The sequence below is a fragment of the Roseovarius salinarum genome, assembly GCF_002834145.1.
Classification (GTDB): domain Bacteria; phylum Pseudomonadota; class Alphaproteobacteria; order Rhodobacterales; family Rhodobacteraceae; genus Roseovarius; species Roseovarius salinarum.
In genome coordinates this window covers 1-26,113 of the sequence record NZ_PHNT01000018.1, presented here as the reverse complement: position 1 = coordinate 26,113, position 26,113 = coordinate 1, and the positions used below count along the sequence as shown (strand labels likewise).

The following is a 26,113-nucleotide window of genomic DNA, read 5'->3' as shown; positions in this document are numbered from 1 at the left end:
CAACAGGGAGACTTGCCATGAACATCAAAGGATTGCTCGCCGCGGCGGGGCTGGCCACCGGCCTTGCCACCGCCGCCGCGGCACAGGACGACCCCACCAAGGTGGGCTTCATCTACGTCGGGCCCATCGGTGACGGCGGCTGGACCTACGAACACGACAAGGCCCGCCTGGCTGTCGAGGAGCATTTCGGCGACAAGGTCGAGACGGTCTACCAGGAAAGCGTGCCCGAGGGCGCGGATGCCGAGCGCGCGATCACGCAGATGGCGCTGCAGGGCGCCGACCTGATCTTCACGACCTCCTTCGGCTTCATGGAACCCACGCTGACGGTGGCCAGGAAATTCCCGGACGTGAAGTTCGAACACGCCACCGGATACAAGACGCTGCCCAACGTCTCGACCTACTCCGCGCGCTTCTACGAGGGCCGCGCGGTGCAGGGCCATATCGCCGGCAAGATGACCGAGTCCGACATCATCGGCTACATCGCCTCCTACCCGATTCCCGAAGTCATCCGCGGCATAAACTCGGCCTTCGTCCACGCGCGCGAGGCCAACCCGGACGTGGAGTTCAAGATCATCTGGGCCTACACTTGGTTCGACCCGGCCAAGGAGGCCGACGCGGCCACCGCGCTGATCGAGCAGGGCGCGGACGTGATCCTGCAGCACACCGATTCCACCGCGCCGCACGCGGCCGCCGAGAAGGCGGGCGACGTGGTCACCTTCGGGCAGGCCTCGGACATGGCCGAGTACAAGCCGTTCCCGCGCGTGAGTTCCATCATCGACAACTGGGCGCCTTACTACATCGACCGGGTGCAGGCGGTGATGGACGGCACCTGGGAAAGCCAGCAGGTCTGGCACGGCATCGACGAGGGGATGGTCGAGATCGGCGAGATCACCGACGCCGTTCCCGACGAGGTGAAGCAGGAAGCCTTGGCGCTGAAGGAGTCGATGGCCAGCGGAGAGTACCACCCCTTCACGGGACCGCTGAAGAAGAAGGATGGCTCGGCGTGGCTGGCCGAGGGCGAGACGGCCTCGGACGAGACGCTTCTGGGCATGGATTTCTACGTCGAGGGGCTGGAGGCCGACATCCCGCAATAAGGCCGTCCGCCTGCCGACGTTGCAGCCCCGGGCGGCCAACGCCCGGGGCATTTGTCTGCCTGAACGCCGGGCGCGCGACAGTAACCTGTGGGCGATGTTGGCGCTTTGCGCCCCGTGGCCGCGGCACGCGGGCGCGGTGGCCCCGTGATCCGTCGTTCGGCGTCACTTCGCGCAGGGTGAATTCCGTCGCCACTTCCGGCGCGGGGGCATCGGCGGGGCGGACGAATTTCTGCCAGGGGCGGGCGCGCGAAAGCCCCGCCGCCCCGGCCAGTGGGGCACGTCGGCTTCGGGGGTGGCGGGATCGGGCTGCACGAGGTGCCGTCCGCCCCCGGCCTCGCGGTATCGCGCGCAATTGCGGGCGCGGTGCCCAGGGCGGCCAGCACGATCCCGGTTGGCGTGATCCGTCTCCTTGCTCAACCTCCTATGCGCGCGATGGCCGCGATGCGGCGGGTGTCGGTGCCGCAACGGCCGCCTAAAACGCTCAGCGCCGGCATGCACCGGGTAGCAGGCGTCGAGCCGCATGCGCCCCTCGGCCGTTTCGAACAGTTCGAAAGCCGCGAAATCGCGCAACTCCACGCCCTGGAGGAATACCGGTGTCGTCTCGATACCGCCGCCCATCAGGAACGGTTGGCCTGCAGCTGCGGTCGCATGTCGACCCTTCTGTGCGGTAGCTTGGGCGTGGCCCGCAGACGGCCGCAGCGGTCCGCCCGCGGGCGACAGCTTTCGGAAGATCCGGTGCACGGTTCCCTGATCGTGCTCAAGCTGCTTGCCGAGACCATGGCGGAGCTGCCCGGCGGGCATCCCGGTTGCCTCGTGGCCACTTGTGGCCACTTATTGTTACCCGGAGCGGCTGTTCGACCGGGGCGTGCGTGCGCTCAACCACGAGATCGTCCGGCTGTGGCGCCGCCGGTTCGGTGCGATTCCCGGCGAGATCCGCACCTGCTTCCCGCCGAAAAGCGACGTCGACCCGGAGGCGCAGGCCGACATGGCCTCGACCGTCATCGAGGGCGCGCTGGTGCCGGGACGCGCCACCGGCGAAAGCCGGATCCTGCCCGCGCAGATCATGCTTTACCGCCATTGCACCCGGCATCTCTTCCTGCCCGGGCCGCGCGCCTGACCGCGCGGCGGGCCCGACCCGGCGGAGCGCGCGTGCCGCGCGCGCATCATGTCTCGTCCACGGCCTGCGGCCGCGTCCTCGGGGCGCCTCCGGCGGGAGTATTTCGGCCAAGGTGAAGCCGGCGGGCGTTTCGGCATGCCGGGGGCTTTAACCCGGGGGCGGGGCGTGCCAATCATGTGGTCATGAGCCGGAACGTCCTCAGCCCCGACGGCACACAGATGAGCCGCTTCGCCTTCGGCACGATGCAGTTCGGCGGCCGGGCCGACGCGGCGGCCAGCCGCGAGATGTTCGAGGCCTGCCTGGCGGCGGGGATCAATCATTTCGACACCGCCCATGTCTACAACGACGGCGCGGCGGAGCGTCTGTTGGGCCGGTTCGCGGCGCCGCATCGCGCGGGGCTGATCGTCGCGACGAAGGCGGGCTACACCGGCGGCGCGGGCCGTGAGAACCTGCTGGCGCAGTTCGACGAGTCGCGCCGGCGGCTGGACATGGACGTGGTCGACATCCTGTACCTGCATCGGTTCGACCCCGGGACGCCGCTGCGCGAGTCCGTCGAGGCGCTCGCCGAATTGCACGTGGCGGGGCGCATCCGCTACGCGGGCGTGTCGAATTTCGCGGCCTGGCAGGCGATGAAGGCGCTTGGGCTCGCGCGCGAGGTCGGCCTGCCGCTGGCGGTCGCCCAGCCGATGTACAACCTCGTCAAGCGCCAGGCCGAGGTGGAAATCCTGCCGATGGCCCGGTCCGAGGGGCTGGCCGTTGCGCCGTATTCGCCGCTGGCGGGGGGGCTGCTGACGGGCAAATACGCGCGCGGCGAGGCGGGGCGTCTGACCGAGGACACGCGATATGCCGCGCGCTACGGCCCCGGCTGGATGCACGAGGCGGCCGGGAAGCTGGCGGGGATCGCCGGGGACGTGGGAACGCGGGCGGCGACCCTGGCCGCCGCCTGGGTGGCCCGGCACCCTGCGCGTCCGGCGCCGATCCTCTCGGCGCGGTCGGCCGAGCAGCTTGCGCCGTCGCTGGCCGCTGCGGATTTCGCGATGGACGACACCCTTTACGCGCGGCTGTCGGCGTTGACGCCGGCGCCGCCGCCCGCGACCGACCGGCTGGAGGAAGCATGAGCGACGTCATCGTCATCGGCGGCGGGATCGCCGGGATCTCGGCGGCGGCGCGGTTGGCGCCCGACGCCCGCGTCACGTTGCTCGAGGCCGAGGCGGCGCTGGGGTTTCACGCGTCCGGCCGGTCGGCCGCGCTGTTCGAGGCCAACTACGGCCTGCCGTCCACCGTGGCGCTGTCGCGCGCCAGCGCCGCCTACCATCACGCGGCCAACGGCGGTTACCTGACGCCCCGCGGGTTCATGGTGGTGGCGCGCACGGGCGACGAGGCGGCGCTGGCCGCCGACATGGCGGCGCTGCAGCTCCGCGCGATCACGCCGGCCGAGGCCATCGAGCGGCTGCCGATACTGGACCCGGACAAACTCGGGGCGGCTGCCTTTCACGAAGAGGCCTGGGACGTGGACACCGACCGCATGATCCAGGATTTCGCGCGTTCGTTGCGCGCGCACGGCGGCGCGGTGCAGCTGTCGGCCCCGGTGACCGCGATTTCGCGCACGGGCGGTCGCTGGCGGGTGGACACGCCGCAGGGCGCGCATGAGGCCGACGTGGTGGTGAACGCGGCCGGTGCATGGGTGGACCGTATCGCGGAGATGGCGGGCGTGGCGCCGTTGGGCTTCACGCCCAGGCGACGCTCGATGGCGCGCCTGAGGGCGCCGGGCGGGCATGACGTCAGCGGCTGGCCGATGACCCTCGGCGTGGCCGAATCGTGGTATTGCAAGCCCGATGCCGGCGCGTTGCTGGTGTCGCCCGCCGATGCCGACCCGGCCGAACCGCACGATGCCTGGGCCGACGACATGGTGCTGGCCGAGGGTCTGGCGCGCTACGAGGCGATGGTGACCGAACCCGTCACGCGCCCGCTGGCCGACTGGGCGGGCCTGCGCACGTTTTCGCCCGACGGGGCGCTTGTGATCGGCTGCGACCCGGAGATGCCGCAGTTCTTCTGGTGCGCGGGGCAGGGGGGCTACGGTTTCCAGACCGCGCCGGCGGCCAGCCGGCTGGCCGCGGATCTTGTCACCGGGCGCGCGCCGGAGATGGACGCTGATGCCGTCGCCGCCCTCGACCCAAAAAGGTTTGCCTGATGTCCCGACGCCTGAACCTGCCCGATTCCGCCTCCGTCGCGAAGCCCGGAGACGACGGGCGCCTGCACGCGCCCTCGGCGGAGCGCAACGCCGGCCCGCTTACAGCGTTGTTGCGTCATCACGCACCCGCCACGGGCCGCGCGCTGGAACTGGCCAGCGGCACGGGTCAGCACGCGGTGGCCTTCGCGCGTGCGCTGCCCGATCTCGACTGGCAGCCCAGCGAGGTGGATGCCGAGCGCCGCGCCAGCATCGACGCCTGGGCGGCGCGGGACGGCCTGCCGAACCTGCATCCGGCGATCCACCTTGATGCCACCGCCCCCGGCTGGGGGGCGGCGCACGCGGGCCAGGCCCTGGTGCTTCTGGTCAACCTGTTCCACCTGATCGGCGAGGCGGAGGCGCGCACCATCGTGGCCGAGGCCGCGCAGGCGCTGGCGCCCGGGGGGCGGTTCATCGTCTATGGCCCCTTCCTTCGCGACGGCGAGGCCACCTCGGACGGCGATGCGCGTTTCGACGCCAGCCTGCGCGCGCAGGACCCCGGGATCGGCTACAAGGATGATTTCGACGTGGTGGACTGGGTTCACGAGGCGGGGCTGGTGCTGGTGGACGTGGTGGAAATGCCAGCCAACAATCTGTCCATCGTGGCCCGGCGGCCCGGCTGATCGAAATCAAGGACCGGGGCGGCGCGGCATGCTCTGAGGCGGGCGATAGCCAAGCAATCGCGAAAGGATGCCCGCATGGACTGGACCGAGAAATTCGCCGACACGAAGTCGGAGGTGCGCAACCTCAACACTGCCTTGCCGGAAACGACCCGCGCCTTCGGCGCGCTGGGCAAGACGGTGAAGGACGCCGGCGCCGTCGATTACAAGGCCAAGGAATACGTGGCGCTGGGGATCGCGGTGGCCACCAAGTGCGAGGCCTGCATCATGTTCCACGTCGAGACGCTGATCAAATGCGGTGCCACGCGCGAAGAGGTTGCCGAGGTCCTGGGCATGACGATCCAGATGGGCGGGGGGCCGTCGATGATGTACGCCGCCAAGGCCCTCGCCTGCTACGACGCGCTCGCCGAAACGGGCTGAGGCGTGCGGACGCGATACGTCCCTTCCTTGATCCGGGTTAATGCCCGGGGCCGGGAATGCCGCGTACCCTTGGTCCGTGCATACACCTGAGGGAGGGACGAAATGGTCATCAAGCCGATTGCCGCCGTGGCGGCCGTGGCCGTTGCCGCCGGCAGCGCCAGTGCCGAGGAGGTCACGCTCGGAGAGGCGGAATACATGAACAGCTGCGCCCAGTGCCACGGCGAGGCCGGCGACGGCAACGGCGTGATGGCGGCCTTCATGACCACCGCGCCGCCCGATTTGCGCATGCTTCAAAAGGAAAACGGCGGTGTCTTTCCCGTCGAGCGGGTGCGTGACGTGATCCGCAACTCGGTCGACGTGGGTCCCCACGGGACCTCGGAGATGCCCGCATGGGGGCAACGTTATACCGGTCGTGCAATTCAGGAATTCGGCCCGCTGCACCTAGGGTCGAAGAACAGGGCCTACGTCGAGACGCGCATCCTCGCGCTGGTCGAATACCTGTCCACGCTTCAAGAGAACTGACGCGGCCCGCCGGTTCGCCGGTGACGCCGCGGGCGCGGCCGGGACGGTCCGAAGGAGATCAGGATGACCCTTCCGAAACTCGCCGCCGCTGTCGTGGTCGCGCTGCTGGCGACCTTGTGGTTCGCCGGCAGCGCCGCGGCGACCGAGGCGCGTGCCACCGTCGCGCTGAACGTTCGCGCGGGGCCGGGCACGGAATACAGCGTGATCGACACGCTTCGTGCCGGCGAAGTCGTCGACATGCAGGATTGTCGCGCCAGCGGGTGGTGCTTTGTCCAACATCCCGGACCGGACGGATGGGTGTCCGCGCGCTACCTGACGGCGGCGCCGGGCATCCCGCTGCCGGGGGACGACTGCAGTTTCCAGCTTGTCATCGGCCCCGACGGGCCGCGTTTTTCGATCACCTGCGGCGACCGGCGGTTCCCCGGACCCGGCCGCGACCGCGCGTGTTTCTACGACGGGCCAGACTACACCGGTGAACACTACTGCCGCGGCGTGGGAACGCAAAACGTTCTGGGCCCGCGCAAGAACGACAGGATCACCTCGGTGCGGCTGTTCGGCGATGCCAGGGTGCGGCTGTGCGCCGACCGGCACATGGGCGCCTTCTGCCGTGACCTGACCACGAGCGAGGCGCGCCTCGGTCCGTTCCTGAACAACAACGTCTCCTCGCTGCGGGTCTACACCGGCAGCCTGCCCGAATTCCGGCAGGCGTGTTTCTACGACGGGCCCGGCTATAGCGGGGAATACTTCTGCCGGCGGGAAGGCACGGTCAACGTTCTGCCGCCGCGCGCGGACGATCGGATCACCTCGGTACGGTTGCGCGGCGGCGCGCGGGTGCGGCTGTGTACCGACACTTACATGCGCGCCTTCTGCCGGACGCTCACCGCCGACACATGGCGGCTTGGTCCGGGGCTGAACAACCGCGCGTCGTCGCTGCGGGTGGACTGACGGCGCGCCTATTGGCCCAGCGCCACGCCCTCGCGGCGGGGATCGGCCCCGCCGGTGAGCGCGTCACCCAGCGCGATGGCGTGCAGCCCCGACACCATGGCGCGCCGGCGCACCTCGTAGCCCTTGTCGGCCAGCGCCGCGGCCAGCGCGTTGGCTGCCGGTCCAGCCTCGACATCGAAGGGCCCGAAGCGGTTGACGAGGTTGGGCGTGGCGGTGGCCTGCTGCACGTCCATCTCCCAGTCGAGATGCGCCACCAGCGCCTTGACCACGTAGCCGATGATCCGGCTGCCCCCGGGGCTGCCCACGGCCAGAACCGGTTTTCCGTCCCTCAGCACGATGGTGGGCGCCATGGACGAGCGCGGCCGCTTGCCCGGTTCCACGCGGTTGGCCACCGGTCGGCCGTCGCGGTGCGAGCGGAACGAGAAATCAGTCAGTTCGTTGTTGAGCAGGAAGCCGCGGACCATCAGCCGCGAACCGAAGGCGTTCTCGATCGTCGTGGTCATCGACAGCACGTTGCCGTCGCCGTCCACGATCGAGACGTGAGAGGTCGAGGGGCGCGCCATCGAGGCGTTGTCGGCCCAGTTCAGCGCGTGGTCGAATTCCGGCTCGCCCGGCGCCACGCTCTCGAGACGGGCGCCGCTTTCCAGCCGCCGAGCGCGCTTGCGCAGGTAGGCGGGATCGAGAAGCCCCTCCACCGGCACCGGCACGTAGTCGCTGTCGGCCATGTAGCGGGCGCGGTCGGCGAAGGCCAATCGGCTGGCATCCCCGATCAGCCGCCAGGCGCGGGGGCTGTCGGGGCCCAGCTTGGCAAGGTCGAAGGGTTCGAGCATTCCCATGATCTGCCCCACCGTCAGCCCGCCGGAACTCGGCGGGCCCATGCCGCAGATCTCGTAGGCGCGGTAGGCGGCGCAGACCGGCGCGCGTTCCCTGACCTTGTAAAGCGCGAGGTCGGCTTCGGTCAGCAGGCCGGGATTTCCCGGCGCGCCACGCACCGTTTCCACGATGTCGCGGGCGATGGGGCCGGCGTAGATCGCTTGCGGCCCTTCCGCGGCGAGCCGTTCCAGCGTGTCGGCGTAGGCGGGGTTGCGCAGCGTATCGCCCACCTCGAGCAGCGAACCATCCGGCAGGAAATAGTCGCGCGTTGGCGCGAACCGTGACAGCCGCAGGGCGTCCATCGCCACCATGCCCGAGAGCCGCGGGCTGACCGTGAAGCCATCCTCGGCCAGCCCGATCGCGTCGTCGAACAGCCCCGCCCAGTCGGTGCGCCCCCAGCGGTCATGCGCGGCCTTCATCAGCGCGGGCGTGCCCGGCACGCCCACCGACCGGCCGCCGACCACGGCCTCGAAGAAGTCGAGCGGTTCGCCCGCGTCGTCCTGGAACAGCCGCGGCGTGGCCGCCAGCGGCGCGGTTTCACGGCCATCCAGCGTCGTCATCTCGCCGGTTTCGCCGTCATGCCAGACCAGGAAGGCGCCGCCGCCCAGCCCGGAGCTTTGCGGTTCCACCAGGCCCAGCACCGCCTGCACCGCCACCATCGCGTCGGCGGCCGTGCCGCCGTTGCGCAGCACCCGCGCGCCTGCGGCCACCGCGTGCGGGTTCGCCGCCGAAACCATCCAGTCGTCGGCACGCGCCGGCCGGCCCGCGGCCTTGGCCGCCTGCGCGGCGTCCACCGCGGCCGAGGTGGCGACCCGGCCCGCGCCGGGGCCCTCGGGCGCGTGCGTGTCGGCGGCCTGTTGGGCGTTGCAGGGCAGCGCCACCAGCGCCGCCGTGACGAAGGCAAGCCAGGTTTTCATCGCGAACCTCTCCTTCCGGTCGGGCGCGCGGCGCCCGTCAGCAATCGTGGGAATAGACAAAGACCAGTTCGTCGGTGGTCACGCGCCCGGTGTTCACGCAGTTGCGGTGCACCTCCCGCGTGCCTCGCATGACGATGCGCAACGGGTTCCGCCGCACCGGCCCCTCGACGTGGTATTCCAGCGGGTTGCCCGGGCAGGCGCTGGAAAACACCCGCGCCAGACCGGAATACCAGTCGCCGGTGTTGCGTCCGTTGAACAGCAGCGTGCCGCGCCCCACCCCGGCGCTCCACAGTGCCTGCCGGGGCGCCTCGTAGACCAGCCAGCGGTTCTGCCCTTGCGCCTGCAGCCGCATCATCGAGCCGTTGTGCGTCCAGCAGCTGTCGGCCCGTGCCCCTTGCGGGACGGCCAGCAGGCAAAGCGCCATAAGCCCCCCGAGGGCAAGTCCCAGTGTTCCAGATCGTCCCATCGCGCATCCCCCTGCGTGGCGCCTGATCACGAGTTTGCACAGGCTTTGCCCGTTTCGGCAATCACGATCAGGTGAAGGATCCGCGGAAAGACGTCAGAGCATTGACGGCACCACCTGGTCGGGCGGGCGGTGGCCGTCCTGGAACGTCTTGATGTTCAGGATCACCTTTTCGCCCATCTCGATGCGGCCCTCGGTCGTGGCCGAGGCCATGTGCGGCAGCAGCACGACGTTCGTCAGTTCCCGCAGGCGCGGGTTCACCTCGGTCCCGCGCTCATAGACGTCCAGACCCGCGCCCGCGATCTCGCCCGAGCGCAGCATCCGGGTCAGCGCGTTCTCGTCGATCACCTCGCCGCGAGAGGTGTTCACGATCACCGCCTCGGGCTTCATCAGCTTGAGTCGCCGTGCGTTCATCAGATGGAAGGTCGAGGGCGTGTGCGGACAGTTGATGCTGAGCACGTCCATGCGCGCCACCATCTGGTCGAGGCTTTCCCAGTAGGTCGCCCCGAACTCCTCCTCGATCTCGGGGCGCAGGCGCCGCCGGTTGTGATAGTGGATCTGCATCCCGAAGGCCTGTGCGCGCCGCGCCACCGCCTGCCCGATCCGGCCCATGCCGAGAATGCCCAGGCGCCGCCCGGCCACGCGCCCGCCCAGCAACGCGGTTGGCGACCAGCCGCGCCACGCGCCCGACTGCATCATGGCTAGTCCTTCGGGGATGCGCCGGGTCACGGCAAGAACCAGCGCCATCGCCATGTCGGCGGTATCCTCGGCCGTCACGCCGGGTGTGCTCGAGACAAGGATGCCATGCTGGCGCGCGGTGGCCATGTCGATGTGGTCCACGCCCGCGCCGTAGTTGGCGATCAGCCTCAGACGCTCGCCCGCCTGGCCGATGAGACCGGCGTCGATGGTGTCGTTCAGCGTCGGCACGAGGACATCGGCGGATTTGATCGCCTCGACCAGTTCCTCGCGGCTCATCGGCGTGTCATCCTCGCGCAGGGTGACGTCGAACAGCTCGGTCAGCCGGGTTTCGACCGGCTCGGGCAAGCGTCGCGTAACGACAACACTCAGGCGTTCCGATGACATCCAGGCCCTCCTTGTGCTTTGCAATCCCGCGCGTCGCTGGCACAGTGGCGCATGTGACAGCGGGGCACAAGAACCCCGGCGCGTTCTTGGGCAGAATTCGGATAGAGACAATGAAACCGGCGGCCATCCCGCTTTCCGCGATCTTGTGTGCGGGTTTGATCGTGCTGTGCGGCCCGGCCCGCGCGGCCGATCGCGGCCCCGTGACCAACCTGCCGCTGCCCCGCTACGTCTCGATGAAGGCCGGCGAGGGCAACGTGCGCCGCGGACCCAGCCTGACACACCGGATAGACTGGGTGTTCAAGCGATCGGGCGTGCCGCTGAAGATCACCGCCGAACACGGGCACTGGCGCCGCGTGCGCGACCGCGACGGGGCAGGGGGCTGGGTGCACTACTCGCTTCTGTCGGGCACACGCACCGTGATCGCCGAACGCGACATGCTCGCGCTGCGCAGTCGTCCCGCGCCGGATGCGCGACCCGTGGTGCGGCTCGAACTGGGGGTCATCGCGCAGCTGGGGGCGTGCCAACGTGACTGGTGTTCGCTGAGTGCGGCCGGTTACGACGGTTGGGCGCCGAAGGCGGATCTCTGGGGCGTGGACCCCGACGAACTGCGTGACTGATGGCGCGGCCGCAGCGGCGGAGGGGCGGCAAATTTTTCGACATTCCGCCCTTGAAACGCCCGCACGACCGGAGTAATCAGCGCGGCACCGTTGGGGTGTAGCCAAGTGGTAAGGCAGCGGTTTTTGGTACCGTGTATCGTAGGTTCGAATCCTACCACCCCAGCCACGCTTTCCCGAACGAACATCACATTCACGGGCCGGCACCGCCCGAAGGTGACGCGGCCCCGACGGTGAAGCACCGTGCCCGGGCCGGGTTCCGCACGGCCAGGGTGCCGCGGCAGCGGTGGCGCGGGTTGCGACATGCCGCCGGGTCGCGGTCGATGCCCTCGACCGGGGCCCTTCGTCGGATCCAAGGGGCGGGCCGGCGCGGGTCCTCGCTCACCGCATGATCAGGACGGGCACGCGGCAGGACCGGACCATTTCGGTCGTCGTCGAGCCGATGATCAGCGACCGCACGCGTGAATGGCCGTAAGCGCCCATGACCAGAAGTTCGTGTTCGTCCAGCGCCGTGATCTGCGCCAGCACCTTTTCCGGTTCGCCGTCGCGGATGGCGGTATCGGCCGTGAAACCGCCCGACCTCAGGGTCGCCATGGCCCCGTCGAGCGCCTTGCGTATCTCCGGCGTTTCCTTGCCCGCGAAGACCAGGGTCACGTCAAGGCCCGCGAACAACGGGCTGCGGGCGATGTAATCGACCGCCTTGAGCGACGAGGCCCCGCCGTCGAAGGCCACCAGCACCTTCTCGATGGGCCGGTATGCGCGGTTGGCGATGAACACCGGCTTGTGGCTGGCCCGCACGATGCGTTCGAGGTTGGAGCCCAGATGCTCCATCGCCAGCCCGGCGGCCTCGCCGCGCTTTCCGATCACGATCATGTCGCCGCGGTCTTCCTTCTCGATCACCGTTTCGACAAGGTCGCCATGGCGCAGACGGCTTTCCACCTCGATCTCGCCGTGCCCGGCGATGATTGACTTGGCGTCCTCAAGGATCGCGCGTCCGTGCTCGTGTGCCAGCTTCGAGCGTTCCGCGTCCAGTTCCGACAGCTGCTCGAGCAGCCGCGAGCGCGCGCCGAGGCGGATCGCCCCGCTCAGGTCCTGCTTGTCGGCGCCCTCGCGGCGGCCCATGACGTGGTAGACCTTCGCCTTCCAGCCGTTCTTCCCCGCGATCCAGGCGGCGTGGTGGCACACGCTTTCGGAATAGGCCGAGCCGTCGACCAGGGCGATGAGTGTGTTCGTTGTCATTTTCCGGTGTTCCCTTCAGTGGCCCAGCAGCCGGTCCATGGCGCCGGGCTTGTCGTGTATCGCCAGCCGGTCGACGATGGTTTCGGAGGCCGCGTTCATTCCCACGATCTCGACGTCCGCGCCCTCGCGCCGGAACTTGAGCACGGCCATGTCCACCGCGGCGACCGACGAGATGTCCCAGATGTGCGCCTGGCTGACATCGATGGTGACCTTCTCGGGGGCTTCCTTGAAATCGAAGGCGTTCATGAAATCCTCGGACGAGGCGAAGAAAAGCTGGCCCTCCACGAAATAGGTGCGGTGGCTGCCGTCGGGCGTGATCTCGGTGCGCACGCGGAACAGCTGCGCGATCTTCCAGGCGAAGAAGATGCCCGACAGAAGCACGCCCACCAGCACGCCGATGGCCAGGTTGTGCGTGTAGACCACGAAGACCACCGTGGCCAGCATCACGATCGAGGACGAGCGCGGATGGTCGCGCAGGTTCCTGATCGAGGACCACGAGAAGGTGCCGATCGACACCATGATCATGATCGCCACCAGCGCGGCCATCGGGATGATCGCCACGATGTCGCCAAGCGCCACCACCATGATCAGCAGGCAGACGCCCGCGGCGAAGCTCGACAGCCGGCCGCGGCCGCCCGACTTCACGTTGATCATCGACTGGCCGATCATGGCGCAGCCGGCCATGCCGCCGATGAAACCGGTGGCGGTGTTGGCCAGGCCCTGGCCGATGCATTCCTGGTTGCGGTCGCTGCCGGTGTCGGTCAGGTCGTCGACGATCTGCTGGGTCATCAGGCTTTCCAGCAGCCCCACCACGGCCACCGCCAGCGCATAGGGAAAGATGATCCGCAGCGTCTCGAACGTCAGCGGGATGTCGGGGACCAGGAAGACGGGCAGCGTGTCGGGCAACTGCCCCATGTCGCCGACGGTGCGCACCTCCCATCCCATGACGACGGTCAGGGCGGTCAGCACGACGATGGTGACCAGCGGCGAGGGCACGGCGGTGGTCAGCCGCGGGAACAGATAGATGATGGCCAGCCCCCCGGCGACCAGCGCATAGGTCAGAGGCGGCACGCGCGACGGGTCGAGTTCGGGCAGCTGCGCCATGAAGATCAGGATCGCCAGCGCGTTGACGAACCCCGTCATGACCGAGCGCGACACGAAGCGCATGACGTAGCCCAGCTTCAGCGCGCCCGCGCCGATCTGCATCAGCCCCGCCAGCACCGTGGCCGCCAGCAGGTATTGCAGCCCGTGATCCTTCACCAGCGTGATCATCAGCACCGCCGTCGCGGCGGTGGCCGCCGAGATCATGCCGGCCCGCCCGCCGGTGATGGCGGTGATGACGGCGATGGAGAAGCTGGCGTAAAGGCCGACCTTGGGGTCGACCCCGGCGATGATCGAAAAGGCGATGGCCTCCGGAATCAGGGCCAGCGCGACGACGAGCCCGGAAAGGAGGTCGCCGCGGATGTTGTCGGTCCACTGGCGGCGGTAGCGTGAAATTGAAAACATGAAAGCGCGGTATCCATGGGCCGCAAGGCGATGCCCGCGGTCTTGTTCTTGACGTCGGTTGTGGGTTGTCCGGTCGAGATGCGGCCGGGCGCCCGCCGGTCCGGGGTCTGTGCCGGCGCGAGGAGCTTCGGGCAGGCGTATAGACGCGCAGGCGAACAATGCCAACCGTCCGGTTGTGCACGGGCGCGGCGCACCTGCGGCGTGGTGCCGCGTCGGGCCGCGTTCACCGCGGCAGGCGGGCGGCGTGCGCGGCGGCCTCGGCGTCGCGGCCTGCGCCGCGCAGGGCGCGCACCGTCCGCTGCCGGATGCGGTGGGCGGCGGGTTCGATTTCGAGCGCCGTCAGATACGCCTCGATCGCGCGCGTGTGCTCGCCCCTGCGCTGGGCCAGAGCAGCGATCAGGTTCCACGCCTGCAGGTGGTTGGGGCGCAACGCGACGACCCGGTCAAGATGGGCAGAGGCCTCGTCGAGCCGTCCCTGCGCGGCCAGAAGGCGCGCAAGGGTCACCCGTGGATAGACATCGCGCGGCCGCTGGCCGAGCAGGTCCGTCAACATGCCGATCGCCTTGTCGCGCGTGCCGGTCGCGAAAAGCGCGACGGCAGCACCCGTGACCACCTGAGGGTTTCCGGGCGCCAGCGAAAGCGCGGGCTCCGCGACTTGCCGCGCCTTGCCGTATTCCCGCTGCTGGATATACGCCTGCAGCAGGGTGAGCCACGGTTCGTAATCGCGGCTGCCCGTTTGGCGCAGGACCCGGGCGAGATCGTCGCTGGCATAGTCCGCCCGGCCCTGGGTGAACCTCAGGATGGCCTTCAGGGTGAGGATCAGCGCCTCGCGTTCGGGCACCACGTCGGCGGCGATGTCGGCCAGGTGCACGCCCGCGACATCCACGGGCTTGCTGTCCAGCGGGGCCAGCCGGTCCGCCGCGGGCGGCGGCGCGCGCTGGATCATGTGATCGGTCATGGTAACCTCGACGACGTCCTGCGTGCGCCGCTTCGGCATGTGGCAGGTCGTGCAATCGGCGCTGTCGGCGATCTCGGGGTGGCGCGCGCCGGCGGCCTGCATCAGCGGCAGGCCTTCATCGTCGAGGGTGTGGCAGCTCAGGCAGGCGTCGCGATAGTGTTCGGCACGCTCGTCCGGCCGGATCTTGACGTGGGGGTCGTGGCAGGTCAGGCAGCCCAGCTGCCCGTCGCTTTGCGTGAAGCACGCGCTTTGTTCCATGCGGTAGGGATGGTGGTTGATCTCGAACCGCTCGTGCTGCGCGCGGTCGGCATCGGCGATGTCGACGTGCGCGATGAAGTCCTGCACCTTCTCGCCCGGACGGAACGAATAATGCCCGCGCCCCAGCCGCAACTGGGAGCTGACGGTGACATTGGGCTGCATGTGACAGCCGTAGCAGATGCTGTGGAGTTCCTCGCGCGGCAGCTTGCCGGGGTGCACGATGGCGTCGCGCACCGGCTCGATCCCGTCCCTTGCTGTCAGCGCGGCAGCCACATGCGCGGCGCCGGGGCCGTGGCAGCGCTGGCAGCCGATGCCCTCGGGCAGTTCGGCGGGATAGACGGCCGGCATGCCCATCCGGCCCGCCTCCTCGGGCACCTCAGGGTAGGCGTTGTGGCAGGCCATGCAGCGCCGGTCGATGGTGCGTTGCACGCCCGGGTGCTGCTTGAACTCGAACCCCGGCGACATCGCCCAGACGCCCTCCTGCGAATACCACGCCAGCGGGATCTGGAAGAGCGCGCCGTCGGGCGTCTGGTAAAGGTAGATGCGCGAATGGTTGCCGGAACCGAGGATCCAGTCGACCCTTTCCTCGAAGACGTCGGTCTTTCCACCGTCGGGCGCGCGGGTGTAGCGCGAGAACCAGTAGGCCCCGTCGCGCAGCTCCATCGTGTAGTATCGGTCGCTTTCGGCATGGTGATACGGGAGCGCCGAGAAATCCTCGATCACCTTGTCCGGCGACGGCCGGTAGAAGCTCTTGGCCATCCCGATCTCGGAAAAGCTCTCGGCCTTGTCGGCGTGGCACTGCGCGCAGGTTTCATCGGGCACGTAGCCTGCCGCCGCCCCCCGCGTGATGTCGATGTCATGGCTGGCAAGGATCTCGGCGGTTCGCGGGTCCGGCTCTGCAAAGACCGGTGCCGCGGCAATACCCAGCGTGGCCAGAACCGTACACAGCCGCCCCGCCGCCGCCCAAACGTTCCGTGGTTCCGTCATTCCTCGCCCCGCGCGCTGCCCCGTGTCGGGTGGGCATAGCGGCCGTATTTGAAACACCTGTGACAGCGCCCGGCACGGACCCGCCGCTGCCTTGCCCCCGTGGGCGGGCTCGGATACACGGGGCGCGCGTACAGCATCCGGACGGACCAGACCGCATGGCCAAACAGAAAAAGACGCCACGTCCCAGGGCCGAGACGCCCAAGGGCTTCCGCGACTACTTCGGCGCCGAGGTGACCGAGCGCGCCGAGATGCTCGACGCCATCGCGCGCGTCTACCGTCACTACGGGTTCGAGGCGCTGGAAAGCAGCGCGATCGAGACCGTCGAGGCGCTGGGCAAGTTCCTGCCCGACGTGGACCGCCCGCACGACGGCGTCTTCGCCTTCCAGGAAGAGGGAGAGGATGGCAAGACGGGCGAGTGGCTGGCGCTGCGCTACGACCTGACGGCGCCGCTGGCCCGGGTCTATGCCCAGCACCGCAACGACCTGCCCACGCCCTACCGCCGCTATGCCATGGGCCCGGTGTGGCGCAACGAGAAGCCGGGGCCGGGCCGGTACCGCCAGTTCTACCAGTGCGACGCGGACACCGTGGGCGCCCCCAGCGTGGCCGCCGACGCCGAGATCTGCGCCATGCTGGCCGAGACGCTGGAGGCCGTGGGCATCCCCCGCGGGGATTACATCATCCGGGTGAACAACCGGAAGGTTCTCAACGGCGTGCTGGAGGCGATGGGCCTGGCCGGCGACGAGGACCGCAGCGCCGCCGTCATGCGCACCATCGACAAGTTCGACAAGGTCGGAGAGGCCGGTGTGCGCCAGCTTCTGGGCGAGGGCCGCAAGGACGCCTCGGGCGCCTTCATCGAGGGCGTGGGCCTGCCCCCCGAAAAGGCAGACCCGGTGGTCGCCTTCCTGACGTCCAAGGGCACCACGGCAGGGGAGACCCTGGCCAATCTGCGCGCCGCCGTGGGCGACAGCGCGGTCGGCGCCGAAGGGGTGGACGAACTTGAACGGATCGCCGCGCTGCTGGAGGCACAGGGCCTCGGCCCCGGCCGCGCCGAGATCGACCCTTCCGTCGTGCGCGGGCTGGGGTATTACACCGGCCCGGTGTTCGAGGCCGAGCTGACATTCGAGATCTTCGACGACAAGGGGCGCAAGCGCCAGTTCGGCTCGGTCGCGGGGGGCGGGCGCTACGACGACCTGGTCAAGCGCTTCACCGGGCAGGCGGTGCCGGCGACCGGCATCTCGGTGGGGGTGGACCGGTTGCTGGCCGCGCTGCGCGAGAAGGGTCGCGTGGGCGGCACCGCACGGGGCCCCGTGGTCGTCACCGTGATGGACCGCGACCGCATGGCCGACTACCAGGCGATGGCGGCCGAGCTGCGCGCGGCGGGCATCCGCGCCGAGGTCTACCTCGGCAACCCTAAGAACTTCGGCAACCAGATGAAATATGCCGACAAGCGCGGCGCGCCGGTGGCCGTCATCGAGGGGGGCGAGGAAAAGGACCGCGGGGTCGTGCAGCTCAAGGACCTGATCCTTGGCGCGCGCCTCGCCGAGACCGCGACGCTGGAGGAGTGGAAGGAACGCCCCAGCCAGATCGAGGTGCCGCGCGCCGAGTTGGCCCAGCGCGTGCGCGCGATGCTGGATTCGCAGCAATGAGTGCCACGCGCGCCGCCGCCCGGGGCGAGGCCGCGCGCCTGATGGCCCGGTTCGAGGCCGCCGGCGCGCAGCCCGTGGAAACGACCATCCTGCAACCCGCCGAGGTTCTTCTGGACCTTTACGGCGAGGATATCCGCGCGCGGGCCTACGTCACCTCGGACACGCTGCGTGGCGAGCAGATGCTGCGCCCGGATTTCACCGTGCCGGTGGTGCAGATGCACATGGCCGAGGGCGCCGAGCCCGCCCGCTATACCTATTCGGGCGAGGTCTTCCGCCGGCAGGAGGACGACCCCGAGCGTGCCAACGAGTACCTTCAGGTGGGCTTCGAGGTCTTCGAGCGCGACGCGCCAGAAGCCGCCGATGCCGAGGTGTTTGCGCTGATCCACGACACGCTGGCGCCGCTGGGGCTGCGGGCGGCCACCGGTGACATCGGTATCCTGGCGGCGGCGGTCGAGGGGCTGCGCACGACCGAGCGGCGCAAGGCCGCCCTGCGCCGGCACATCTGGCGGCCGCGCCGCTTCCGCGCGCTGATGGACCGGTTCGCGGGCCGGGCGCCGGTGCCCGAAAGCCGCCGCGCGGTGCTGGCTGCCGCGGATCCATTTGCCGATGCCGGCCCCGTGATCGGCCTGCGCGGCCGCGACGAGATCGCGGGACGGATCGAGGCGCTGCGCGCGGACGCCGAAACGCCGCCCGTCTCCGACGGCGAGCTCGCTTTGATCGACGCCATCCTCGCCGTGCGCGAGACCAGCGACAACGCGCTGGAACGGCTGCGCGACATCGCCGTGGACATGGCAGCGATCGGCCCGGCGGTGGATCGGCTGGCCGCGCGGCTGGATGCACTGGCGGCCCGCGGGATCGCGCCGGAATCGCTGGAGTTCGAGGCCAGCTACGGCCGCGCGCAGATGGAATACTACGACGGCTTCGTCTTCGGCTTCACCGCCGAGGGGCGGCCCGACCTGCCCCCGGTGGCCAGTGGCGGGCGCTACGACGCGCTGACCCGCCGGCTGGGGCAGGGCCGCGAGATCCCGGCCGTGGGCGGCGTCATCCGCCCCGGGCTGGTGCTGGATCTGGGGGGCGCGGGATGAGCGTGAAGCTGGGCGTGCCCTCGAAGGGGCGGCTGATGGAAAAGACCTTCGACTGGTTCGGTGCGCGCGGCATCCGGCTGGGCCGCGCCGGGTCGGAGCGCGAGTACGCCGGCGTGGTGGAGGGCATCGAGGGTGTCGACCTGGTGCTTCTGTCGGCGGGCGAGATCCCGCGCGAGCTGGCCGCGGGCCGCATCCACCTCGGCGTGACCGGCACCGACCTCGTGCGCGAAAAGCTGGGCCGGTGGGACACGCGCGTCGTCGAACTGGCGGAACTTGGCTTCGGTCATGCGGACCTTGTTCTGGCGGTGCCCAGGGCCTGGGTCGACGTGTCCACGCTGGACGATCTCGACGGCGCCGCGGCCGCCTTTCGCGCGCGCCACGGCTTTCGCTTGCGCATCGCGACCAAGTATCACCGCCTGACGCGCGATTTCCTGCGCGAGGGAGGCGTTGCCGACTACCGCCTCGTCGACAGCCAGGGTGCGACCGAGGGAACGGTCAAGAACGAAACGGCCGAGGCCATCGCGGACATCACCTCGTCCGGGGACACGCTGCGCGCCAATCATCTGAAGGTGCTCGACGACGGGCTGATCCTGAAATCGCAGGCCACGCTGTTCCGGTCGCGGGAAGCGCCCTTGTCCGAGGCGGACCGCGCGACCATCACGCGGCTGCTGGTGCAGTTGCAGGTGGATTGATGGCCGGCTGAGGATGGGCCGGCCGCGGGCGCGTCACCGCGCGGCCGGCCGGGCGATCGAGTTCAGAAGCGCAGCAGGCCGCGCATCTGCACGGTCGTCGCCTCGACGTCTGTTGGCGTGCCGGCGAAGTTGTCGACCTCGTGATAGAGCACCTCGCCGCCGAGGCTGAACCGGTCGGTGATCATGTGCTCGTAGCCGCCGCCGATGAAATAGCCGTCGTCGTCGCCGACGGTGTCGACGTCGATGTTGGCGAAACCGCCGGTGCCGTAGATCAGCCCGCTGCCGACCTTGTAACCGCCGCGCAGCTTGGCCCGCCAGATGTTGTCGACGTCCGTCCCGGGCGCGATCGTGATGTCCGTGACGTCGTAGTCGACGCCGCCGCCGAACACCCAGTTGCCGAAGTCATGGTCGTAGCCGAAGGTGATGCCGCCCAGCGCGCCATCGCCGGACACGCCGGGGGCGCTGGTGTCGACGTCGCCGAACCCGATCTGGCCGCCCACGTAGGGGCCGGTCCAGTCTGTCGATGTCATCGCCGGGGCCGGCGTCTGGATTTCGGGCTGCGGCGCGGGCTTTTCCATCGTGCCGGCAAGGGCGGGCGCCGCGGCGAGCGCCCCGGCTGCTGCGGCGAATGTCACGCGGCTGAAGTGGGTCATCGGTTTCCTCGTTTGTCCTGTATGCGTTCGCGATCACGGGCGCATTCTTGGCGGGGCCGGTTGCCCCGCGGTCTCGTCCCGCTCGGGGCTGGACATAGGCACGTTGCCCGGCGATCTCAAACCGACGCGGCCCCCGTCTCGTTCACGACTTGCTGAGCAAGGCCGTGATGCCCCCCGTTCCGGCGCGATCCCGCTCACGGCCGGGCAGGATTGCGCGGCGGTCTGCCGACTGCACCCGGCGCGCCGGCAATCAGACCGATCAGACGACGCCGATCTCGGCCAGCGCGGCCGAAAGTTCGGGCGGCAGGTGATCCTCTTCCTGCCGGTGGCGGGGCAGGTCGGCCGGGGCATCCTGCGGCTTGAGGTATCGCCACCCCTGGAACGGGCGGCGCGGGGCGTTGACGGTGCGCACGATTTCCGGGTCCAGAACGATGGCGCAGCGGCGGATGCCGTCGCCGCCCGTCACCTCGTCGAGGCGCCGAATGCGCTGGCGGCACTGCACCAGCCCCTTGACAACCCAGTAGATCGACCCGCCGTCGAGCAGGTCCGCGGCGCGCTTGGGCCACATCCGGGTGACGTGACGTGGCAGCCCGTCCGGCCCCTTGGCCCGTGCCCCCGCCTGCCAGGCGGTCAGGCTTTCGACACTGTCACTGCCGGCGCTGAGCTTGATCAGATGCAGCGGTGCCATGCGATTCTCCCGGTCATTGCCAGATAGGGTAGTGGAAATGAGTCCGTCTTCAAGCTATTGTGGTTGCCCTGCCGGATACAGGAATCGCGCCATGACCCGTTTCGCCGCCCCGATCGCCGAGTCCATCTGGGACATGAAGTACCGCTTCAAGGATCTCGACGGCACGGTCCACGACAAGACCGTCGAGGACACGTGGCGGCGCATCGCGCGCGCGCTCGCCGCGCCCGAAGCCGACCCGGACACCTGGGAGGACGCCTTCTACGCGGCGCTGGAGGATTTCCGCTTCCTGCCTGCCGGCCGGATCACCGCGGGCGCCGGAACGGGCCGGCAGGTGACGCTGTTCAACTGCTTCGTCATGGGCACGATCCCCGACGACATGGGCGGCATTTTCGACAACCTGCGCGAGGCGGCGCTGACCATGCAGCAGGGCGGCGGCATCGGCTATGACTTCAGCACGATCCGCCCCAAGGGGGCCGAGGTCAGAAGCGTGGCCGCCGACGCCAGCGGGCCGCTGTCCTTCATGGACGTCTGGGACGCGATGTGCCGCACGATCATGTCGGCCGGCAGCCGCCGTGGCGCGATGATGGCCACCATGCGCTGCGACCACCCCGACATCGAGGATTTCATCGCCGCCAAGGCCGATTCCGCGCGGTTGCGCATGTTCAACCTGTCCGTCCTGGTCACCGACGCCTTCATGGAGGCCGTGAAGGCCGACGGCGCGTGGGAGCTGACCTTCGGCGAAAGGGTCTATCACACGGTGCAGGCACGCGACCTGTGGAACCGCATCATGCAGGCGACCTACGATTACGCCGAACCGGGCGTCATCTTCATCGATCGCGTCAACGCCGCCAACAACCTGCACTACTGCGAAGAGATCGCCGCGACGAACCCGTGCGGCGAACAGCCACTGCCGCCCTACGGCGCGTGCCTGCTGGGCTCGATCAACCTTGCGCGCCTGGTGCGCGCGCCCTTCGAGGACACGGCGGCAGTGGACCCGGACGAACTGGATGCGCTGGTGCGGACCGCGGTGCGGATGATGGACAACGTGGTGGACGTGTCCGGGTTCCCGCTGGAGGCGCAGGCGCGCGAGGCACGGGCCAAGCGGCGCATCGGCCTCGGCGTGACGGGGCTGGCCGACGCGCTGCTGATGCTCGGGTTGCGTTACGGCTCGGACGCGGCGGCGCGGCAGACGGCGGACTGGCTGCACGCGATCCAGCGGGCGGCCTACCTTGCCTCGGTGGATCTGGCCAGGGAAAAGGGGGCCTTCCCCCTGTTCGACGCCGAGCCGTTCCTTGCCTCCGACACCATGCGGCGGATGGACGAGGACGTGCGCGAGGCCGTGCGCGGCAGCGGCATCCGCAACGCGCTGCTCACCTCGATCGCCCCGACGGGCACGATCAGCCTTTATGCCGGCAACGTCAGTTCGGGAATCGAGCCCGTGTTCGCCTATGGCTACACCCGGAAGGTGCTGCAGAACGACGGCTCGCGCACCGAGGAGGAGGTCGAGGATTACGCCGTGCAGGTCTGGCGCGAAAAGTTCGGCGACGCGCCTTTGCCCGAGCATTTCGTCAACGCCCAGACGCTCGCGCCAGAGGCGCACGTCATGATGCAGGCGGCCGCGCAGCCCTGGGTGGATTCCTCGATCTCCAAGACGATCAACGTGCCCGCGGACATCTCGTTCGCCGATTTCAAGGATGTCTACCTCCAGGCCTACGAGACGGGCTGCAAGGGGTGCACCACCTACAGGCCCAACGAGGTGACGGGCAGCGTGCTGAGCGTGGAGGAAGACGACGAGGCGCTGCCGGGCGAGACCGGCGCGCCCCCCGAGGAAGGCGGCGATGTCGTCTACATGTCCGAGCCGCTGGAACGGCCCACGGAACTGGAGGGCGCGACCTACAAGCTCAAGTGGCCCGACAGCAACCACGCGATCTACATCACCGTCAACGATATCGTCCTGGGCGGTCGGCGGCGCCCGTTCGAGGTCTTCATCAACTCCAAGAACATGGAGCATTTCGCGTGGACGGTGGCGCTGACGCGGATGATCTCGGCGGTGTTCAGGCGCGGCGGCGACGTGAGCTTCGTGGTCGAGGAACTCAAGGCGGTGTTCGACCCGCGCGGCGGCGCGTGGATGAACGGCAAATACGTCCCCTCGATCCTCGCGGCGATCGGCGGGATACTCGAGCAGCACATGATCTCCATCGGCTTCCTAGAGGGCGAGGGCCTGGGCCTGAAAACCGACCCCAGGGCCCAGGTCGTGAACCTGGAGGGGCCCAAGGGCCCGGCCTGTCCCGCCTGCGGCCAATACGACATGCGCATGATCGAGGGCTGCATGACCTGCGCAAGCTGCGGCCACTCGAAATGTAGCTGACCTGTCGTTGCGGAGAAGTATGCCCACTACCAGTTAGTGGCCACCGGCGGGGTTGAAATGTCCATTTCGCAAGCAAATGAGGTCCATCGGGCGTACAGGCTCGATTTTCCAATATTTCTGCTGTTTTTGGCGTGAACGCAGGTTTGCCTCTGTCCAGGGAGTATTGGGAGCCGGAAAACAGGTGACAGAAACGCTTTTCGAGATTGTTCTTGGGTTTGGTTATGGCCGGTAGCACTGCTCGGCTTGTACGCACCCGTTGCGGTTTGCCAGTTCGCCATGATGAGTGCGTCAGCCACCGTTTCGAGGTCTGATCATGAAGTTGAAGCTCAATATCGGGTAGGCATTTAATTACAAATGAAAAAAGGGCGGCTTTCGCCGCCCTTCGTCGATGATTTCATTTATCCCTTACGGTGATCGCCAACTGCCCAACGCGCCCTCAATGCGCGCACAGGCCTGCAAGGCTTCGTGCCGCGAATGATAGCCGTCACAGAATTGATGTCCGTAGGTATCTGCTCCGGTGTTTTCGATCTCGTAGCCCAGCGCCAGGAATGCCTCGTGTGCCGCTCGGGTCAGTCGAGCCGGATTTCTGGGCGATGTCATGACGGTGACACCCGCGATCTGTCGCCCACATTTCGTGTAGTGCCGATCAACCCAGACGAGCACCGACCGAAGGCGAAAATTCTCGATGAGCCAGAGCGTGCTGTCGCAGATGTCCTGCTCCATGCCGAATTCATCGGGAAAGACGCTCAGGCGGTGCGCCCGCGCCATCTGGAGGGCACAGCGTGCCCCGGCCTCACTCCGCATGGTGGAACCGTGCGAGAAGCTCGCTGACGCGTGCGCCATGCCAGAGGGTCATGTCTGAGGCCGGCAGGCCCCGTTCATGACCGATCCGGTCGAGCGACGATGGCATCTGATCGGCCAGCACGCGCAGGATGTCGCGCAGCGCCGCCTCGACGGCATCGACCTTCGGAACCGGCTGCCCAAAGGCGCCATGCAGGTCGCAGAACGCCGCGAACCCGCTGGAATCGTCGAGCGCGTCGAGCAGGTCGCAAAGACTTGCACCGTGGCGGCGCAGGTGCTGCTCCACCGCGTAGGCGGCGCCGAGGCGAACCTCAGCAGGATCCAGGGTGGTGGTGTTGAGCATGATAATCTCCCTTTCATGCGGTGCGGAAACGGTGCTGGTGTGCCTGTTTCATCGGCGTCATGTTCCGTCGCGGGAGATGGGCGGGGTTCGGCAGGTTCCTTTGCGTTGGTCCCAAAGGCTGGTCTTGGCTGCTGGTGAAAAGAACATTGGTCGTTCTTGTGGACGACGAAGAAGAAATTTGCCGGGCGCATGATTTTTTCTCAGGCCCCGCCCCGCACCGCAGCACAAGTCGTGCGTCGGTGCGGAGACAGGCTTCAGGCTTCGCGTTCGCCCCGAGTCATGACGCCGGCCGCACAGATCGAGCATGGCCGGCCTTGCGTTTCAGGCCACGACTTGCTCCCGGAAGGCGAGCGCCAGCGCATCCCGCTCTTCGTCCAGTTCTCCGATCTCGACCAAGAGGTCATAGAGCCGATCGGTGAGCAGGCAGAGCTCTTCCACTTCGGGGCTGGCGGGGTCGAGGAGAACCCAGGACGACAGGTAGGGTTCGAGATCATCGCCAACCGGATCGAGGGACAGGAGCCGATGCAGGTCGACCAATCTGCGCCGCGTCGCCCGGTCGAGGCGGGACGCTTCGCGCAACGCGGACATGAGGCGCAGAACGCGGGCTGTTCCGGCATCCCCGTCGATCAGCCCCGTGGCGTTGCACAGGGCGGTTCCGTGCTCAGCGAAATGCGCGCGGACGGTAGCGAGTTGCTGGTCTGCGGACAGAGTCGTTGTAGGTAGCTTGCGCAGCATGGTGGGTCCTCCTGTTTGTTGCGCATCTGCCGATCGTGGCAGTGTCAAGCCTGTCCGCATGGCGTTTCTCGGGATGTCGCTCCTTCTTCTGGCCCGGGCTGAATGGCCGTTGTGTCCGCCCCCCCGATATGGAGATTGGCCAAGAGCCGATGGCACGAAGAAAAAACTTTGGCCCTAATCGGCAAGGATGAGAATTCCTCTGCCAAGGTCGTCAATCGGCCCCATAACGCCGAATGACGACCTTGCCCCGGACACCCGGGCGTCCCTCACCCGAAGGATGTCACCTGCGTCCTTATCGGACGCCGCCTCCGGAACACAAACAGGGATCATGAGGGCCGTCTCAGCGAAGTCCGGACCGGTATTCGTGGCTTTCCGGCGAGAAAATGTTTCTGACTAAACTTGATCGTTCCATGTCCTCTGCATGACGGACGGGCATGAGGATGCCATACAGGACCGTACGATGAGCCAAGAGAAAGGAGGCAGCGCGACATCCAGCACGACTGGACGCTCGTGAACATTGTTGTGCATCACCGAAAACGCAGCGCGCTGCGGGGAGCTGATCATTCCCCAAAGGTGGTGGCATCCGCATGAGCGGAGGCGACAACGTGCATCCGAGACGAATTCCCATCTCGTCTGTCAGAGAAGGCTGCCTCGGCTGTCTTCGAAGTCCCGGCCACCGACGGGAGACGACCACGAGCGCGGTGGCGCTCGTTTCTTACTCTGAGGAAACGCCCCGACGCCGACATCGGCAACCGAAAATTCCAACATGGCAGGTTGGCGCCCGCCGGAGGCGACGCTCCGGGCGCGTCGGCGCGCGCAGTGCCGCAAAAGGTTTGCCCGCATAGTTCCCCCGCCGCCCGCGGCGGGTGGCTTGGCTTAGCGTGCTATTTCGGTAGCTGCCGCTGTCCAACCGTTTCGTCGTCGCCATCGGATTTCATGGCGTCTGCGGTGAGGTGTTCCACCGTCTCGTCAGATGGGCAGTCACGTCACGGTAGGCTTTGAAGCCTCCCCTTTCGACATCGACGACGCGGTCGCCCACCTTATCACAGCCACCCGGCAGGTCGACCGAGCCTCATGGGCTTTGGAACAGTTGCACAGAGCCGCCGGCGACCGAAGTGAACCGCCCCGGGTTTCCGAGAGGGTAAAACTCTCAGAGGATGACCGTTATGGAATCGAAGAAGAAGCACACCCCGACATACACGGCCGAGTTCCGCGAGCGCGGCGTTCGTCTGTATCGCGAACACCGGTCCGATTACAGC

General features: G+C 68.3%; 24 protein-coding genes and 1 tRNA gene. 14 read left to right on the top strand and 11 right to left on the bottom strand.

Annotated elements, in window-relative coordinates; translation table 11 throughout:
- Positions 1-17: 17 nt before the first annotated feature.
- The 8 genes from CEF10_RS14385 (at position 18) to CEF10_RS14350 (ending at position 6,945) form a co-directional block, all read left to right on the top strand.
- Positions 18-1,094 (top strand): BMP family ABC transporter substrate-binding protein, encoded by a 1,077-nt coding sequence (locus CEF10_RS14385; protein WP_101068876.1) that lies wholly within the window; start codon positions 18-20, stop codon positions 1,092-1,094.
- Positions 1,095-1,917: 823 nt separating this feature from the next.
- Positions 1,918-2,211: a hypothetical protein gene (locus CEF10_RS14380; RefSeq protein ID WP_101068875.1), complete on the top strand. Its 294-nt coding sequence runs from the start codon at positions 1,918-1,920 to the stop codon at positions 2,209-2,211.
- 182 nt (positions 2,212-2,393) lie between these two features.
- The gene (locus CEF10_RS14375) at positions 2,394-3,329 is read left to right on the top strand and encodes an aldo/keto reductase (RefSeq protein WP_101068874.1); all 936 of its coding nucleotides are present in this window, start codon (positions 2,394-2,396) and stop codon (positions 3,327-3,329) included.
- Positions 3,326-4,402, top strand: coding sequence for an NAD(P)/FAD-dependent oxidoreductase (locus CEF10_RS14370; RefSeq protein WP_101068873.1), 1,077 nt, complete (start codon positions 3,326-3,328; stop codon positions 4,400-4,402). Before CEF10_RS14375 ends, CEF10_RS14370 begins: the two co-directional genes overlap by 4 nt.
- Entirely contained in the window at positions 4,402-5,061 is a 660-nt protein-coding gene (locus CEF10_RS14365) for a DUF938 domain-containing protein (protein WP_101068872.1), read from the top strand. Before CEF10_RS14370 ends, CEF10_RS14365 begins: the two co-directional genes overlap by 1 nt.
- A gap of 75 nt (positions 5,062-5,136) precedes the next feature.
- Entirely contained in the window at positions 5,137-5,478 is a 342-nt protein-coding gene (locus CEF10_RS14360; RefSeq protein WP_101068871.1) for a carboxymuconolactone decarboxylase family protein, read from the top strand.
- Positions 5,479-5,580: 102 nt separating this feature from the next.
- Positions 5,581-6,000, top strand: a complete 420-nt coding sequence (locus CEF10_RS14355; RefSeq protein WP_101068870.1) for a c-type cytochrome — start codon at positions 5,581-5,583, stop codon at positions 5,998-6,000.
- Positions 6,001-6,063: 63 nt separating this feature from the next.
- Positions 6,064-6,945, top strand: a complete 882-nt coding sequence (locus tag CEF10_RS14350) for an SH3 domain-containing protein (protein WP_101068869.1) — start codon at positions 6,064-6,066, stop codon at positions 6,943-6,945.
- 8 nt (positions 6,946-6,953) lie between these two features.
- On the opposite strand, the gene ggt is transcribed toward CEF10_RS14350, so the two are convergent.
- The 3 genes from ggt to CEF10_RS14335 all read right to left on the bottom strand — a co-directional run bounded on the left by ggt (position 6,954) and on the right by CEF10_RS14335 (position 10,281).
- Positions 6,954-8,735 carry a gamma-glutamyltransferase gene (gene ggt, locus CEF10_RS14345; RefSeq protein WP_101068868.1) on the bottom strand — a complete coding sequence of 594 codons (1,782 nt, stop codon included), beginning with the start codon at positions 8,733-8,735 and terminating at the stop codon, positions 6,954-6,956.
- Between the two features lie 37 nt (positions 8,736-8,772).
- Positions 8,773-9,201: a hypothetical protein gene (locus CEF10_RS14340; RefSeq protein ID WP_232796522.1), complete on the bottom strand. Its 429-nt coding sequence runs from the start codon at positions 9,199-9,201 to the stop codon at positions 8,773-8,775.
- Between the two features lie 93 nt (positions 9,202-9,294).
- Positions 9,295-10,281, bottom strand: a complete 987-nt coding sequence (locus CEF10_RS14335) for a 2-hydroxyacid dehydrogenase (RefSeq protein WP_101068866.1) — start codon at positions 10,279-10,281, stop codon at positions 9,295-9,297.
- 110 nt (positions 10,282-10,391) lie between these two features.
- Between CEF10_RS14335 and CEF10_RS14330 the strand changes: the two genes are divergently transcribed.
- Together CEF10_RS14330 and CEF10_RS14325 are read left to right on the top strand one after the other, a co-directional pair.
- Positions 10,392-10,898, top strand: a complete 507-nt coding sequence (locus CEF10_RS14330; RefSeq protein ID WP_101068865.1) for an SH3 domain-containing protein — start codon at positions 10,392-10,394, stop codon at positions 10,896-10,898.
- Between the two features lie 91 nt (positions 10,899-10,989).
- A tRNA-Gln gene (locus CEF10_RS14325) sits at positions 10,990-11,064 on the top strand.
- Between the two features lie 212 nt (positions 11,065-11,276).
- Here the strand turns inward: CEF10_RS14325 and CEF10_RS14320 are convergent.
- The 3 genes from CEF10_RS14320 to CEF10_RS14310 form a co-directional block, all read right to left on the bottom strand.
- Positions 11,277-12,134, bottom strand: coding sequence for a universal stress protein (locus CEF10_RS14320; RefSeq protein ID WP_101068864.1), 858 nt, complete (start codon positions 12,132-12,134; stop codon positions 11,277-11,279).
- Between the two features lie 15 nt (positions 12,135-12,149).
- Positions 12,150-13,640, bottom strand: coding sequence for a SulP family inorganic anion transporter (locus tag CEF10_RS14315; RefSeq protein WP_101068863.1), 1,491 nt, complete (start codon positions 13,638-13,640; stop codon positions 12,150-12,152).
- A gap of 223 nt (positions 13,641-13,863) precedes the next feature.
- A complete protein-coding gene (locus tag CEF10_RS14310) occupies positions 13,864-15,843 on the bottom strand; it encodes a tetratricopeptide repeat protein (protein ID WP_101068862.1) in 1,980 nt (659 codons plus the stop codon).
- Between the two features lie 155 nt (positions 15,844-15,998).
- Here CEF10_RS14310 and hisS point away from each other — a divergent pair, with 155 nt between their 5' ends.
- The 3 genes from hisS to hisG are packed head-to-tail and all read left to right on the top strand — an operon-like array spanning position 15,999 to position 19,266.
- Complete coding sequence (gene hisS, locus CEF10_RS14305) at positions 15,999-17,489, top strand: histidine--tRNA ligase (protein ID WP_101068861.1); 1,491 nt, start codon at positions 15,999-16,001, stop codon at positions 17,487-17,489.
- The gene (locus CEF10_RS14300; RefSeq protein ID WP_101068860.1) at positions 17,486-18,574 is read left to right on the top strand and encodes an ATP phosphoribosyltransferase regulatory subunit; all 1,089 of its coding nucleotides are present in this window, start codon (positions 17,486-17,488) and stop codon (positions 18,572-18,574) included. The genes hisS and CEF10_RS14300 overlap by 4 nt, the downstream gene beginning before the upstream one ends.
- A complete protein-coding gene (gene hisG / locus CEF10_RS14295; protein WP_101068859.1) occupies positions 18,571-19,266 on the top strand; it encodes an ATP phosphoribosyltransferase in 696 nt (231 codons plus the stop codon). The genes CEF10_RS14300 and hisG overlap by 4 nt, the downstream gene beginning before the upstream one ends.
- A gap of 62 nt (positions 19,267-19,328) precedes the next feature.
- On the opposite strand, the gene CEF10_RS14290 is transcribed toward hisG, so the two are convergent.
- Together CEF10_RS14290 and CEF10_RS14285 are read right to left on the bottom strand one after the other, a co-directional pair.
- Positions 19,329-19,919, bottom strand: coding sequence for an outer membrane protein (locus CEF10_RS14290; RefSeq protein ID WP_101068858.1), 591 nt, complete (start codon positions 19,917-19,919; stop codon positions 19,329-19,331).
- A gap of 259 nt (positions 19,920-20,178) precedes the next feature.
- The gene (locus CEF10_RS14285; protein ID WP_101068857.1) at positions 20,179-20,607 is read right to left on the bottom strand and encodes a DUF1489 family protein; all 429 of its coding nucleotides are present in this window, start codon (positions 20,605-20,607) and stop codon (positions 20,179-20,181) included.
- 91 nt (positions 20,608-20,698) lie between these two features.
- Between CEF10_RS14285 and CEF10_RS14280 the strand changes: the two genes are divergently transcribed.
- A complete protein-coding gene (locus CEF10_RS14280; protein ID WP_101068856.1) occupies positions 20,699-22,975 on the top strand; it encodes an adenosylcobalamin-dependent ribonucleoside-diphosphate reductase in 2,277 nt (758 codons plus the stop codon).
- 405 nt (positions 22,976-23,380) lie between these two features.
- On the opposite strand, the gene CEF10_RS14275 is transcribed toward CEF10_RS14280, so the two are convergent.
- The 3 genes from CEF10_RS14275 to CEF10_RS14265 all read right to left on the bottom strand — a co-directional run bounded on the left by CEF10_RS14275 (position 23,381) and on the right by CEF10_RS14265 (position 24,854).
- The gene (locus CEF10_RS14275; RefSeq protein WP_101068855.1) at positions 23,381-23,743 is read right to left on the bottom strand and encodes a hypothetical protein; all 363 of its coding nucleotides are present in this window, start codon (positions 23,741-23,743) and stop codon (positions 23,381-23,383) included.
- A 25-nt stretch (positions 23,744-23,768) separates the two neighbouring features.
- Complete coding sequence (locus CEF10_RS14270) at positions 23,769-24,119, bottom strand: hypothetical protein (RefSeq protein WP_101068854.1); 351 nt, start codon at positions 24,117-24,119, stop codon at positions 23,769-23,771.
- 321 nt (positions 24,120-24,440) lie between these two features.
- Entirely contained in the window at positions 24,441-24,854 is a 414-nt protein-coding gene (locus tag CEF10_RS14265; protein WP_101068853.1) for a hypothetical protein, read from the bottom strand.
- Between the last annotated feature and the right edge of the window lie 1,259 nt (positions 24,855-26,113).